This is a genomic window from Streptomyces sp. CA-250714 (assembly GCF_050936705.1).
Taxonomy (GTDB): domain Bacteria; phylum Actinomycetota; class Actinomycetes; order Streptomycetales; family Streptomycetaceae; genus Streptomyces.
Map to the genome: position 1 here is coordinate 868,773 of NZ_JBNJMI010000002.1, position 14,339 is coordinate 883,111.

Sequence of the window (14,339 nt, forward strand, 5' to 3'; positions counted from 1 at the left end):
CCGTTTCGTGGTGAGTACGAGCGTGAACAGCACGTCGCGACCCCATGGGAGGAGACCCGTGCAGACCGATATAGATCCGCGGAGCCTGATCGGCCGCAAGGCGTTCGACAGCGAGGGAGTCAAGATCGGCACGGTCGACGAGGTCTACCTCGACGACGCGACGGGCGAGCCGGAGTGGGCGGCGCTGCGTACCGGCATCTTCAGCCGCGACGCTTTCGTACCGCTGGAGCCCGCCAGCCTGGACGAGACCGGGCTGCGCGTCCCGTTCGAGCGTGCGCTGATCAAGGGAGCCCCCGACTTCGGCGTCGGCCGGCATCTCTCCCCGCAGCAGGAACTCCAGCTCTACCGCCACTACGGGCTCGACGTCCCGGCGGGCGGCGAGGCGCCCACGCCTCCGGACCGCGACTTCGGGCGGATCGCCGGCGCGGAGGACTGAGCCGCCAGCACCCGGGCGATGTCCGCGTCCAGCATTCTCGGCTCCGCGGGCTCCAGCTCCGGGTCGTCGACGGAGAACGTCCGCACCCGGCCCGGCGGGGTGTCGGGTTCCTCGAAGCGGACGGTGACCTTCCCGACGCCGCTGCCCTGCACCCAGCCTCTGCCGTACGCGGCGTGGTGCACATCCCGACCGGGGATCCACCGCCGGTCGGCGGGCACGGCCGCGCCCGGCTCCTCGACGGCGGCGCCCGCTTCCATCCCGGCCCGGGCCGTCCGCACCGCCCCCTCGGCCCCGGCCTGACCGCCCGCTGCCTCCGGCTGGCCCGCCCCGTCCTCGGAACGGTCGCTTCCGGCTGTCTCCTGCGCCTGGCTCAGCGCGGCCTGGGCCTGCGCGAACAGATCCTCCTGGGTGAAGTCGGCGAGCCCGCTGACCCCCACTCCCAGCAGCCGCACCCCGGCCGTGGTGTCCACCCCGTCCAGCAGCCGCAGCGCGGCCTCTCTGACAACGCCCAGGTCATCGGTGGGCCCGCGCAGGGTCTCGGATCTGGTGAGGGTCGAGAAGTCGTAACTGCGCACCTTGATCACGACGGTGCGGCCGGACCGGCCGGCATCACGCAGCCGCGTCACACAGCGCTCGGCCAGCCGCTCCAGCTCCAGCCGCACCCTGGTGCGGTCGGTGAGATCCACGTCGTAGGTGTCCTCGACGGAGACCGACTTGGCGTCCCGCTCGGCGACCACCAGGCGGTCGTCGATGCCGTGGGCCATCGCGTGCACCGAGGTGCCGTGCGCCTTCCCGAGCAGCCGCAGCAACTCGTCCTCGCCGGCTTCCACGACCTCCCCGACTGTGGTGATACCGGCCCTGCGCAGCACCTCGGCCGTGGCGGGCCCCACCCCGGGCAGCGTCCGCACCGACAGCGGCGCCAGCATCTCGCGCTCGGTGCCCACCGGGATGAGCACGAGGCCGTCCGGCTTCGCCTGCTCCGAGGCGATCTTCGCCAGCATCTTGGATCCCGCCAGCCCCACCGACCCGGTGAGTCCCGTCGCCGCTCGGATGTCCCGCCGCAGCCGCTCACCGACCTCTCGTGCCCCCTCAGCGCCCCCCTGCGTCCCTTCCAGCGCCTCCCCGGCCTCCAGGTCCACAAAAGCCTCATCGAGGCTCAGCGGCTCCACCAGCGGCGAGAGGTGGTGCAGCAGTTCCATCACCACCTCGCTGACCGCCCGGTAGAGCCCGAAGCGCGCGCCCAGATACGCCGCGTTCGGCGCCAGCCGCCTGGCCTGCGCCGTCGGCATCGCCGAGTGCACCCCGAAGCGCCTGGCCTCGTACGAGGCGGTGGAAACCACCCCGCGCGGCCCCAGACCGCCGACCACGACCGGCTTCCCGCGCAGACTGGGCTTCGACGCCTGCTCCACGGCGGCGAAGAAGGCATCCATGTCCAGATGCAGGATGGTCGGCTGGGTCCTCACACCATCCGATGCTGCCCCATACCACTGACAACAGAGCGCAGCACAGAGTTCAGCGCCATGCGGCAATAGCGAGGGCCTCGGCCCGGTGTCCGGCTACCCCGCCCGATTGCGGCGGCGCGCCAGCTCGTCCTCGGGATGGTCCCGCACCAGGGTCTCGCCGGTGTCGACGCGCTCCCCGTGCAGTTGGGAGAGCGCTCCCTCGACGTCCTTCCAGACCACGCCGACGGCGATCCCGAAGACGCCCTGGCCGCCCTGGAGGAGATCGACGACCTCGTCGGGCGACGAGCACTCGTACACCGTGGCTCCGTCGCTCATCAACGTCATCCGCGCCAGATCGGTGCGGCCCCTGGAGCGCAGGTGCCGTACAGCGGCGCGAATGTTCTGCAGGGAGACACCGGTGTCCAGCAGCCGCTTGACGATCTTGAGGACGACGATGTCCTGAAAGCTGTAGAGGCGCTGGGTGCCCGAGCCGTACGCGGGCCGGATGCTGGGCTCGACCAGCCCGGTACGGGCCCAGTAGTCGAGCTGACGGTAGGTGATCCCGGCCGCCGAGCAGGCAGTCGGACCGCGGTAGCCGACCTGCTCGGCCGGGGTGTCGGCCGGCGGCCCTGCGGCGCCGCCCGGCCGCAGGCCGGGGGGTGGTGGGGGGGACGGCCGCCCTGGGGGCGCCTCCCGGCCGGGGGCCGGGAGCGGGCCGTCGGGTAGGGACGAGTCGCCAGCCGCCGTACCTTCGCCGCCGGTGCTTGTCACGCCGACCTCCGTCCTTCACATCCCGGGTTACCCCCGGAACCTGCCCACATGAAGGTAGGCAGTCACTCCGAGTGCGTCAACGATCGCCACACTCGGCACGGCGAGTGATAATGCCCCAGAGGGTGGTTTCGCGTGCCCACCACCGGGGAATGGCTGGCTGAATGGTCAGCGGCACGCACCGGTCCGCGCACCCCTCCCCCGCCTCCGGCCGGAAGCACCGGTCCGGCGGCGGCTGACGGCGGCGCGTCACTGGCTGCTGGTGCCGAAGTCCTCGGGGGAGATCTGGTCGAGGAACTCGCGGAACTTCTCCACCTCGTCCTCCTGCTCGTCCGGGATCGCGATCCCCGCGTCGTCCAGCACACCGTCACTGCCGTAGATCGGCGTTCCGGTGCGCAGTGCGAGCGCTATGGCGTCGGACGGACGGGCACTGACTTCCACGCCGCTGGCGAAGACCAGCTCCGCGTAGAACACGCCTTCCCGCAGATCCACGATGCGGACCGCGGTCAGCTCCTGACCCACTGCTTCCAGGACGTCCTTGAACAGGTCATGGGTGAGTGGGCGTGCGGGGGTCATGCCCTGCTGGGCGAAGGCGATCGCGGTCGCCTCCCCGGGGCCGATCCAGATGGGGAGGTAGCGGTCGCCTCCCACTTCTCGCAGGAGCACGATCGGTTGGTTGGTGGGCATTTCCACCCGGACACCCACGACGTCGAGCTCATTCACACAGCAACCCTAGGCCGTGCTGCGCCTGTTTGGGTAGTCGGGCAGCCGTCCGGCACCGGCATCCGTGTACTGATTCAGTCACCCCGCGTGCGGGCCGCGCGCACTGCCGACTCCACGAAGGCCCCATAGAGCCGCACGGAGAGATTCGTGAGTTCGTCCGCCGTGCCCGCGGCGCGCGTTCTGGTCCGCTGGTCCGGATGGTGCCGAAGGGGCGCGACGAGCTGCTCGACGAGGTCCAGCTGACGGTCGGCGGCAGCCTTGACCGTCCGTAGGTGGCGTGCTTCCACCCCGTGCCGCCCGAGCTCCGCCACCAGCTGCGCGACGGTCACATCGGCCAGCCGGTAGGTACCGTCCTCGGCGGCGCCGAGCAGCCCGTACTCCTCCCACTCGGCCAGTTCCTCCTCCTCCGCGCCCACCAGCCCGAGCAGCTCCTTGCGTCCGGTACGGACAGCGGGAGCGGAAGCCTCGTCCGGCTCGCGGGGTGGAACCACCGGCACGTTCGGGTACGGAGCGTCGTCACCGAACGCTTCCAGATGCTCCCTGATGACCTTCAGCGGCAGATAGTGGTCCCGCTGCATCCGCAGCACATAGCTCAGCCGCTCGACGTCCTCGGCCCGGAACTTCCGGTAACCCGAAGGGGAGCGCGCCGGCTCGACCAGGCCTTCCGCCTCCAGAAAACGGATCTTGGAGACGGTGACCTCGGGAAATTCCGCACGGAGCGCCTCGAGGACGGCACCGATGCTCATCGGTCCGCTCTTCTGCCCGGTGGCGGTGCCCGCATGGGCACCGCCGGTCGGCGTGTGCAGCATGAGCCTCCCTGCCGGGGCTGTCAGTAGGTGCGCTGGCTCGCGAAGAAGACCAGCCGGTACTTCCCGATCTGCACCTCGTCGCCGTTGCCGAGCGGCACTCCGGTCTCGATCCGCTCGCGGTTGACGTAGGTGCCGTTCAGGCTGCCGACGTCGGAGACGGTGAAGCTGCCGTCGGGGCCGCGCCGGAACTCGACGTGACGGCGCGAGACGGTCACGTCGTCCAGGAAGATGTCGCTCTCCGGATGGCGCCCGGCAGTGGTCAGATCACCGTCGAGCAGGAACCTGCTGCCCGAGTTGGGCCCACGACGGACGATCAGCAGCGCCGAGCCCATGGGCAGGGCGTCGACGGCGGCCTGCGCTTCGGGGGGCAGCACGGGGGAGGCATGCTGGCCGGTCGTTTCCGAGTCGTACGCCTCCAGCCCGGAGATGGAGATCGTGGACGTCGTCTCGGACGACCCCTCCGCGGGGACGCCGCCCCGCAGGGGAGCACCGCAGTTGGAGCAGAACCGGCTCGCTTCCGCGACGCGGGCTCCACACCTGTTACACACCGGCAAGGCAGAACCTCCACCCGAATTTGAGGTTGGCGGTGCCTGGGAACCTATGCGCCCCTGAGTACCAGGGTCAACAGAAACCGCGCCGTGACCACCCGAATTGTCTCCTCCGGGTCCGGCCACCTCGTCACGGAAGAGCGGGCGCTCGGCGCCGCTTTCCGGCGCCCCGCCCGGCATCTCCGCACCTTGGGGAGCGCGGTGCCGTGCGGTACCCGTGTCGCCGCCCCGGCGGCCCTTGCCGAACAACTTCGAAAAAAAACTCACGGGCGATTCCCCTCGCACGAAACAGACCCGCCCGTGGGGCAGGACAGACCCTCGATGCTCTCACTGGTCACTCTTGACGCTCGTATAACGTCCGTGAACCGTAGACAGTTTCCACCACGCGGTGCCCAACTCGCCCGCCGACCCCCCGAAACTCCTATCACCATCTCAGCGCGATGACGACCGAGCGTAGTCAGGCCGCTTCGCCTGTCGCAAGGCGTCCACAGTGATCTTCCCCGAGCGGGTCACATCCACTGTGGCCTGCTTGTTCTTCAGTGTCTGCACGACGCCGCCGGGGATGTTGAGCGCCGGTTCCAGATCGGCGGGCTTGCCGATGACCTCGAAACGGTAAGGCTGGTCGATCCTATGCCCGTCGACGTTGACTCCGCCGCCGCTGTCGGTGAAATGCGTGCTGGCCACCACACGAACACCGTTGACCTGCATGGCCTCGGCGCCGGCGGCCCGCAGCTCCTGGACGGCGTCCAGCAGCGTGTCCGAATCCGCCGCTCCGGCCCGGTCCTTGATCTTCATATGGATACCGGGCCCCTCGGCAGCCACCGTACCGGCGAGCACACCGAGCTGGGCCTCCTTCTCCTTGGTCTGCTTGCGGGCCTCTTCGGCCTGGTCCGAGGAAGTCTCCAGCTCAGTACGCTGCCCGTCCAGCTTCCGCTTCTCGTCCTCGAGCCGTTTCGTGCGGTCGTCGAGTTCGTCGAGGATGCGGACCAGGTCCTCCCGCCGGGCACCGCGCAGCGCGCTGTTCTCACTGGTGGAGCGCACCTGGATCGCCAGGCCGAGGCCGAGCACGAAAAGCAGGAGCGCGACGATGAGTTGGGCGCGCGTCACCCGTGGGGGCCATACGGCCTTGGCGAGGCGTTGCCGCCCGGTCAGCTGCGTGCCGGTGTTCTCACCCTGTGTGCCCGCCGGCTCCGGCCGCTCCTGGGGGAGCTCGCGCTCCGGCGGCAGCTCACGCTCCGGCTTGCTGTCCTTGTCCGGCCTGTCATTGCGGTCGTCACTCATCGGCCTCACGCCCTGAACACATGACGGCGGATGGCGGCCGCGTTGGAGAAGATCCGGATACCCAGGACGACAACCACACCGGTGGACAGCTGGGCACCCACCCCGAGCTTGTCGCCGAGGAAGACGATCAGCGCCGCCACCACCACGTTGGAGAGGAACGAGACGACGAAGACCTTGTCGTCGAAGATGCCGTCCAGCATGGCGCGCAGGCCGCCGAAGACCGCGTCCAGCGCGGCGACGACGGCGATGGGCAGATACGGTTCGACCGCCAGCGGCACCACGGGCCGGACGACAAGTCCGGCCACGACTCCCACGACGAGGCCCAGTACGGCGATCACGATGTGCTGCCCTTCCCTGTCCGCACAGGTTTCGCTGTTCTCAGAATCAGACTCGGCGCGGCAGGCAGCCGCACCTTGTCCTGGACGGAAATGCTGGTCCTGGCACCGTAGTCCTTGTGCAGGACGTACAGGTACTGCCCGTCGACGCTGTCCTGAAAGGTCCGGGAGAACTGCTGTCCGGGACCGATCGCCAGCAGCGTGTACGGCGGAACCAGCGGCTTGTTGTCGACCAGGATCGCGTCACCCGCCGCGCGGATGGCGGACCGTGAAGTGAGGCGCTGGCCGTTGACCGAGACGGCTTCGGCACCGGCCGCCCACAGCCCGTTGACGACCCGCTGGAGATCGCGGTCACGGATCCGGCCCGTGTCGGAGAACCCGTCGGTCTGCCGGGGACCGTCACCTTCGCCGGACTCGGCGTCCTTCGCGTCGTCCACCACGAGCTTGAGGCCGGGCCCCTCCACGGCGGTGCTGCCGGAGAGCAGGGCTGTGGTCCTGCCCCGCTCGTCGCCGTGCTTCTCCAGGGCCTTCCGCTGCTGCCGCTCCACCGAGGCCCGCAGTTTGTCCACGTCCTTCTGGAGCTCGTCGGCCTGGTCGCCGCCGGACTCGATCCGTTCGATGAGCTCCTGCTTCTCCTTGGCGACGCTCGGCGCGGAAATCTGCGCCTGCGCGGCCCCCACGGTCACCACCAACGCCGCCAGCACCAGCCCGACCGCCAACCCCAGCTTGGCCCGCAACGTACGAGGCATCCGCGAGCGGCCCACCTCGCCCCGCCGGGCGGCCGCTTCCGCGTAGCCGTCGTCGAGGCTGTGCTCCATCACGTTGGTCAGCAGCGACATGGAAGCGTCGGGCCGCGGGGACCGCGACGAGGTGCTCCGAGTGGGGTGCTGCTGCGACATGCCGCACATCGTCGCACGTCGAGACCCCTGCCGCCGAATGCACCCACCCGGTCTCCGTACGGCGGGACTTGCCCTTCGAGCAGGGCCCGTCCCGCCGCCGCGTTCAGTGGCCCGCGCTGTCGACCACTGCCGCCCATTCGTCCAGCAGGGCCTGCGCGGAGGCCTCGTCGGGCCCCTCCGCCCACAGATGCGTGACGGCTTCCGCCGGGTCGGGCAGCACCATCACCCAGCGGCCGTCCGACTCGACCACCCGCACCCCGTCGGTGGTGTCAACGGACCGGTCGCCGGCCGCCTCCACGACCGTACGCATCACAAGACCCTTGACCGCCCACGGAGTTGCCAGGTCGCGTCGGCTCACATGCGCCCGCGGGATCCGCGCGTCGATCTGGCTGAGGGTCAACTGGGTACGCGCCACCAGCCCGATGAGCCGAACGAACGCCGCCGCGCCGTCGAAGACAGAGCTGAACTCCGGGACGACGAAACCGCCCCTGCCGTCACCGCCGAAGACGGTGCCGTCGTCCCTGCTGACCCTGGTGAGGTCGTCGGGAGACGTCGTCGTCCACTCGACCTGCGTGCCGTGATAGGCGGCGACCTGCTCGGCAATCCGCGTCGTGGTCACCGGCAGCGCCACCCGGCCACTGCGCCGCTCTGCCGCGACCAGGTCGAGCATCACCAGCAGCGCCCGGTCGTCCTCCACGATCCTGCCGTGCTCGTCCACCAGCGAGATGCGCTCCCCCACCGTGTCGAAGCGCACCCCGAACGCGGCGCGGGCCGACGCGACGATCTCCCCGAGCCGCACCAGCCCGGCCCGCCGGCTCTCGGCCGACTCCGTCGGACGCGACTCGTCCAGGCCCGGGTTGATCGTCAGCGAGTCCACGCCCAGCCGGCCCAGCAGGCTCGGCAGCACCAGCCCCGCGCTGCCGTTGGAGGCGTCGACCACGACCTTGAGCCCCGACTCGGCGACCCCGGTGGTGTCCACGGCGCGCAGCAGCGAGCCCGTGTACGAGTCGTAGACGCTGGAGGGGAAGCTGAGGTCACCGATCTCCCCGGGGAAGGCGCGGCGGTACTCCTGCCGCGCATAGACCCGGTCGAGCTTGCGCTGCCCGGCCTGGGAGAGGTCGGCACCCCGCTCGTCGAAGAACATGATGTCCACCGAGTCCGGAACGCCGGGCGTCGTACGGATCATGATGCCGCCCGCGCTGCCCCGCGCCGTCTGCTGCCGGGCCACCGGAAGCGGCACGTTCTCCAGGTCGCGTACGTCGATGGCGCTGGCCTGGAGCGCGGAGATGATGGCCCGCTTGAGGGCACGCGCGCCTCGGGAGTGGTCCCGGGCCGTGCAGACGGTCGAGCCCTTCTTGAGCGTCGTCGCATACGCGCCCGCCAGCCGTACGGCCAGCTCCGGGGTGATCTCCACATTCAGGATCCCGGAGACACCTCGGGCACCGAACAGATGCGCCTGCCCGCGGGACTCCCAGATGACGGACGTGTTGACGAACGCGCCGGCCTCGATCGTCTTGAAGGGGTAGATACGGACATTCCCCTGGACGATCGACTCTTCACCGATCAGGCACTCATCGCCGACGACAGCCCCGTCCTCAATCCGTGAGGCCCGCATGATGTCGGTGTTCTTGCCGATGACACAGCCCCGCAGATTGCTCTGCGGCCCGATGTAGACGTTGTCGTGCACTACGGCTCGGTGCAGGAAGGCGCCGCTCTTGACGACGACGTTCGAGCCGATGACGGAGTGCTCCCGGATCTCCGCGCCCGCTTCGACCTTGGCGTAGTCGCCGATGTAGAGGGGGCCGCGCAGTACGGCATCGGGATGCACCTCGGCGCCCTCGGCGACCCAGACACCGGGCGAGATCTCGAAGCCGTCCCGCTCCGCGTCGACCTTGCCCTCGAGCACATCCGCCTGGGCCTTCACATAGCTCTCGTGCGTGCCGACGTCCTCCCAGTAGCCCTCGGCGATATAGCCGTAGATGGGCTTGCCTTCCTTCATGAGTTGCGGGAAGACATCACCGGACCAGTCGACGGGCACATCGGGCTCGACATAGTCGAAGACCTCGGGCTCCATCACATAAATGCCGGTGTTCACCGTGTCCGAGAAGACCTGCCCCCAGGTCGGCTTCTCCAGGAACCTTTCGACCTTGCCGTCCTCGTCCACGATGGTGATACCGAATTCCAGCGGATTCGGCACCCGGGTCAAACAGACGGTGACCATCGCACCGCGTTCCCGGTGGAACCTGATGAGGTCGGTGAGGTCGAAGTCGGTGAGTGCGTCGCCGGAGATGACGAGAAACGCGTCGTCCCGCAGGGCTTCCTCGGCGTTCTTGACGCTGCCGGCCGTCCCCAGTGGCTTCTCTTCGTTGGCGTAGGTGAGCTCCATGCCGAGCTCCTCACCGTCACCGAAGTAATTCTTGACCAGCGAGGCCAGGAATTGCACGGTCACGACGGTCTCGGTGAGCCCATGACGCTTGAGCAGCTTCAGCACATGCTCCATGATCGGCTTGTTCACCACCGGCAGGAGCGGCTTGGGCATGCTCGCGGTCATCGGTCGAAGGCGCGTGCCTTCGCCGCCAGCCATCACGACGGCCTTCATATCGGAAGCGTCCTCCTCGTACAGACGACGGTCATCCCGACCATGACCCCTCCAGGATGACCTACAAAGGCGTAATCAGGGCAACCGGCCCCCGAAGCGAGGAAAGGCGGGTTTCAGTCGGTCGTCTCGGTGTCCGCCCTGATCAGACGGCGAACCTGGACCACATAGAGGATCCCTGCCCACCAATAGAGAGCAGTACCCCAACCTGCGAAGGCCCATCCGAAAATTGCTGCGAGTGACGAAACCCAGCCACTCCCGTCACTGAGCAGCAGCAGTGGGAAGGCATACATCAGGTTGAAGGTCGCGGCCTTGCCCAGGAAGTTGACCTGCGGGGGCGCATAGCCGTGCCGGTCCAGGATCCACACCATGACCAGGAGCAGCAGTTCCCGGGCCAGCAGAGTGATGGTGAGCCAGAGCGGCAGAATCTCCCGCCAGGTCAGGCCCACAAGAGTGGAGAGGATGTACAACCGGTCCGCGGCCGGGTCGAGAATACGACCGAGACTGCTGATCTGATTCCACCGACGGGCCAGTTTGCCGTCGAGGTAGTCGCTCACTCCACTCGCGGCGAGGATGAGCAGCGCCCACAGATCGCAGTTCGGACCACCGAACTCCGGCCAGAGGATCAGCCACAGGAACACCGGCACGCCGACCAGGCGGGCCATGCTGAGGATGTTCGGGAAGGTGAGGACCCGATCCGTCTGGACCTGCGTCTCCTGGACCTCCACCCGTGGGCCTCCTGAGTAACCGTGCCGACGCTACCCCCTGACCCTACCCGGCGCCGCTCACCGAGCGTGCACGGGGTCGCTGGTAGGCCGAGGAAAGGGAGGGCTCGCCCACCGAAAAACACGAAAAGGCCCTGCCGACGTCAGCCGGCAGGGCCTTTTCCAAGAATTGTTCGGCGGTGTCCTACTCTCCCACACGCTCCCGCATGCAGTACCATCGGCGCTGAAAGGCTTAGCTTCCGGGTTCGGAATGTAACCGGGCGTTTCCCTAACGCTATGACCACCGAAACTCTGTTCAGGACTTCCGGATCAACAGAATCCGGGCCCTGGAGTCTCTTAGCGAACAAGCACACTCTTCAATTGAAGTGCGGTTGTTGTCTCAGAACCAACACAGTGGACGCGAGCATCTACGGACAAGCCCTCGGCCTATTAGTACCGGTCACCTCCACCCATTACTGGGCTTCCAGATCCGGCCTATCAACCCCGTCATCTCCAGGGAGCCTTACTCGCTCAAGGCGATGGGAGTCCTCATCTCGAAGCAGGCTTCCCGCTTAGATGCTTTCAGCGGTTATCCTTCCCGAACGTAGCCAACCAGCCATGCCCTTGGCAGAACAACTGGCACACCAGAGGTCCGTCCGTCCCGGTCCTCTCGTACTAGGGACAGCCCTTCTCAAGACTCCTACGCGCGCAGCGGATAGGGACCGAACTGTCTCACGACGTTCTAAACCCAGCTCGCGTACCGCTTTAATGGGCGAACAGCCCAACCCTTGGGACCGACTCCAGCCCCAGGATGCGACGAGCCGACATCGAGGTGCCAAACCATCCCGTCGATATGGACTCTTGGGGAAGATCAGCCTGTTATCCCCGGGGTACCTTTTATCCGTTGAGCGACGGCGCTTCCACAAGCCACCGCCGGATCACTAGTCCCGACTTTCGTCCCTGCTCGACCCGTCAGTCTCACAGTCAAGCTCCCTTGTGCACTTACACTCACCACCTGATGACCAACCAGGCTGAGGGAACCTTTGGGCGCCTCCGTTACCCTTTAGGAGGCAACCGCCCCAGTTAAACTACCCACCAGACACTGTCCCCGATCCGGATCACGGACCCAGGTTAGACATCCAGCACGACCAGAGTGGTATTTCAACAACGACTCCACAACCACTGGCGTGGCCGCTTCACAGTCTCCCACCTATCCTACACAAGCCGAACCGAACACCAATATCAAGCTGTAGTAAAGGTCCCGGGGTCTTTCCGTCCTGCTGCGCGAAACGAGCATCTTTACTCGTACTGCAATTTCACCGGGCCTATGGTTGAGACAGTCAAGAAGTCGTTACGCCATTCGTGCAGGTCGGAACTTACCCGACAAGGAATTTCGCTACCTTAGGATGGTTATAGTTACCACCGCCGTTTACTGGCGCTTAAGTTCTCAGCTTCACCACCCCGAAGAGTGACTAACCGGTCCCCTTAACGTTCCAGCACCGGGCAGGCGTCAGTCCGTATACATCGCCTTACGGCTTCGCACGGACCTGTGTTTTTAGTAAACAGTCGCTTCTCGCTGGTCTCTGCGGCCACCCCCAGCTCAAGGAGCACGTCCTATCACCAGAAATGGCCCCCCTTCTCCCGAAGTTACGGGGGCATTTTGCCGAGTTCCTTAACCATAGTTCACCCGAACGCCTCGGTATTCTCTACCAGACCACCTGAGTCGGTTTAGGGTACGGGCCGCCACACAACTCGCTAGAGGCTTTTCTCGACAGCACAGGATCACCCACTTCACCACAAACGGCTCGGCATCAGGTCTCACCCCTCATGCCAGGCGGATTTCCCTACCCGACGGGCTACACCCTTACCCCGGGACAACCATCGCCCGGGCTGGACTACCTCACTGCGTCACCCCATCACTCACCTACTACAAGCTCGGGCCGTCGGCTCCACCACTCCCGTAACCGGCAAAGCCGGCACAGGCGGTTTCACGGACTTAGCATCACCTGATTCGATGTTTGACGCTGCATAGCGGGTACCGGAATATCAACCGGTTCTCCATCGACTACGCCTGTCGGCCTCGCCTTAGGTCCCGACTTACCCTGGGCAGATCAGCTTGACCCAGGAACCCTTAGTCAATCGGCGCACACGTTTCTCACGCATGTATCGCTACTCATGCCTGCATTCTCACTCGTGAACCATCCACAACTCGCTTCCACGGCTGCTTCACCCGGCACACGACGCTCCCCTACCCACCCCAGCCCCCGTTAGGAGTATTACTGGAGTGACACGACTTCGGCGGTGTACTTGAGCCCCGCTACATTATCGGCGCGGAATCACTTGACCAGTGAGCTATTACGCACTCTTTCAAGGATGGCTGCTTCTAAGCCAACCTCCTGGTTGTCCCTGCGACTCCACATCCTTTCCCACTTAGCACACGCTTAGGGGCCTTAGTCGATGCTCTGGGCTGTTTCCCTCTCGACCATGGAGCTTATCCCCCACAGTCTCACTGCCGCGCTCTCACTTACCGGCATTCGGAGTTTGGCTAAGGTCAGTAACCCGGTAGGGCCCATCGCCTATCCAGTGCTCTACCTCCGGCAAGAAACACACGACGCTGCACCTAAATGCATTTCGGGGAGAACCAGCTATCACGGAGTTTGATTGGCCTTTCACCCCTAACCACAGGTCATCCCCCAGGTTTTCAACCCTGGTGGGTTCGGGCCTCCACACGGTCTTACCCGCGCTTCACCCTGCCCATGGCTAGATCACTCCGCTTCGGGTCTTGAACACGCTACTCAAACGCCCTCTTCGGACTCGCTTTCGCTACGGCTCCCCCACACGGGTTAACCTCGCAACATGCCGCAAACTCGCAGGCTCATTCTTCAAAAGGCACGCAGTCACGACACCAAGTGCAAACACTTGATGCGACGCTCCCACGGCTTGTAGGCACACGGTTTCAGGTACTCTTTCACTCCGCTCCCGCGGTACTTTTCACCATTCCCTCACGGTACTATCCGCTATCGGTCACCAGGGAATATTTAGGCTTGACGGGTGGTCCCGCCAGATTCACACAGGATTTCTCGGGCCCCATGCTACTTGGGAGTCCCACAAACGAGTTGCCAACATTTCAGCTACGGGGGTCTTACCCTCTACGCCGGGCCTTTCGCATGCCCTTCGCCTACATCGACAATTTCTTACTCGTCCAGCAGCCGGCAGACCACTGAAGTGGAATCCCACAACCCCGCATGCGCAACCCCTGCCGGGTCTCACACACATACGGTTTAGCCTCCTCCGGTTTCGCTCACCACTACTCCCGGAATCACGGTTGTTTTCTCTTCCTACGGGTACTGAGATGTTTCACTTCCCCGCGTTCCCTCCACACCGCCTATACATTCAGCGGCAGGTGACAGCCCATGACGACTGCCGGGTTCCCCCATTCGGACACCCCCGGATCACAGCTCGGTTGACAGCTCCCCGGGGCCTATCGCGGCCTCCCACGTCCTTCATCGGTTCCTGGTGCCAAGGCATCCACCGTGCGCCCTTAAAAACTTGGCCACAGATGCTCGCGTCCACTGTGCAGTTCTCAAACAACAACCAGCCACCCACCACCCCCAACACAAGCTGGAGTTCACTGGGACCGGCAACCAAGAGCCACAACCACACGGCCGTGCCCTCAGACACCCAACAGCGCGCCCAACACCCCGATCACTCGTCCACGTTCCACGCCGAAGCAGTACTGATGAACAACCAACCGAGAGTGCCGAATAGTCAACGTTCCACCCATGAGCAACCCACCGC

The 14,339-nt window shown here is 66.0% G+C and carries 11 protein-coding genes and 2 rRNA genes; 1 reads left to right on the forward strand and 12 read right to left on the reverse strand.

Annotated features, from left to right (window positions below):
* The first annotated feature begins 58 nt into the window (after nucleotides 1-58).
* Entirely contained in the window at nucleotides 59-436 is a 378-nt protein-coding gene (locus ACQEU8_RS22845) for a PRC-barrel domain-containing protein (protein ID WP_433103993.1), read from the forward strand.
* Here ACQEU8_RS22845 and ACQEU8_RS22850 read toward each other — a convergent pair.
* The 12 genes from ACQEU8_RS22850 to ACQEU8_RS22905 all read right to left on the reverse strand — a co-directional run bounded on the left by ACQEU8_RS22850 (nucleotide 352) and on the right by ACQEU8_RS22905 (nucleotide 14,096).
* On the reverse strand, nucleotides 352-1,899 hold the full coding sequence (locus ACQEU8_RS22850) for a DNA polymerase IV (protein WP_433103995.1): 1,548 nt from the start codon (nucleotides 1,897-1,899) through the stop codon (nucleotides 352-354). The genes ACQEU8_RS22845 and ACQEU8_RS22850 overlap by 85 nt on opposite strands.
* 93 nt (nucleotides 1,900-1,992) lie before the next feature.
* On the reverse strand, nucleotides 1,993-2,649 hold the full coding sequence (locus ACQEU8_RS22855) for a MerR family transcriptional regulator (RefSeq protein ID WP_433103997.1): 657 nt from the start codon (nucleotides 2,647-2,649) through the stop codon (nucleotides 1,993-1,995).
* A gap of 246 nt (nucleotides 2,650-2,895) precedes the next feature.
* A complete protein-coding gene (locus ACQEU8_RS22860; protein ID WP_026004895.1) occupies nucleotides 2,896-3,369 on the reverse strand; it encodes a bifunctional nuclease family protein in 474 nt (157 codons plus the stop codon).
* A gap of 74 nt (nucleotides 3,370-3,443) precedes the next feature.
* Nucleotides 3,444-4,178, reverse strand: coding sequence for a transcriptional regulator FtsR (gene ftsR, locus ACQEU8_RS22865; RefSeq protein ID WP_433104000.1), 735 nt, complete (start codon nucleotides 4,176-4,178; stop codon nucleotides 3,444-3,446).
* 20 nt (nucleotides 4,179-4,198) lie between these two features.
* A complete protein-coding gene (locus tag ACQEU8_RS22870; RefSeq protein WP_433104002.1) occupies nucleotides 4,199-4,726 on the reverse strand; it encodes an FHA domain-containing protein in 528 nt (175 codons plus the stop codon).
* A 432-nt stretch (nucleotides 4,727-5,158) separates the two neighbouring features.
* A complete protein-coding gene (locus ACQEU8_RS22875) occupies nucleotides 5,159-6,007 on the reverse strand; it encodes a DUF881 domain-containing protein (RefSeq protein WP_433104004.1) in 849 nt (282 codons plus the stop codon).
* A gap of 5 nt (nucleotides 6,008-6,012) precedes the next feature.
* Complete coding sequence (locus ACQEU8_RS22880) at nucleotides 6,013-6,345, reverse strand: small basic family protein (protein WP_019358093.1); 333 nt, start codon at nucleotides 6,343-6,345, stop codon at nucleotides 6,013-6,015.
* Nucleotides 6,342-7,241 (reverse strand): DUF881 domain-containing protein, encoded by a 900-nt coding sequence (locus tag ACQEU8_RS22885; RefSeq protein ID WP_433104006.1) that lies wholly within the window; start codon nucleotides 7,239-7,241, stop codon nucleotides 6,342-6,344. Before ACQEU8_RS22885 ends, ACQEU8_RS22880 begins: the two co-directional genes overlap by 4 nt.
* A 103-nt stretch (nucleotides 7,242-7,344) precedes the next feature.
* Nucleotides 7,345-9,840 carry a sugar phosphate nucleotidyltransferase gene (locus ACQEU8_RS22890; RefSeq protein ID WP_433104008.1) on the reverse strand — a complete coding sequence of 832 codons (2,496 nt, stop codon included), beginning with the start codon at nucleotides 9,838-9,840 and terminating at the stop codon, nucleotides 7,345-7,347.
* Nucleotides 9,841-9,953: 113 nt separating this feature from the next.
* Nucleotides 9,954-10,565 (reverse strand): CDP-alcohol phosphatidyltransferase family protein, encoded by a 612-nt coding sequence (locus ACQEU8_RS22895; protein ID WP_433104010.1) that lies wholly within the window; start codon nucleotides 10,563-10,565, stop codon nucleotides 9,954-9,956.
* A gap of 168 nt (nucleotides 10,566-10,733) precedes the next feature.
* Nucleotides 10,734-10,850, reverse strand: a 5S ribosomal RNA gene (gene rrf / locus ACQEU8_RS22900).
* Nucleotides 10,851-10,971: 121 nt separating this feature from the next.
* Nucleotides 10,972-14,096: ribosomal RNA gene (locus tag ACQEU8_RS22905) — 23S ribosomal RNA — on the reverse strand.
* Nucleotides 14,097-14,339: the final 243 nt, after the last annotated feature.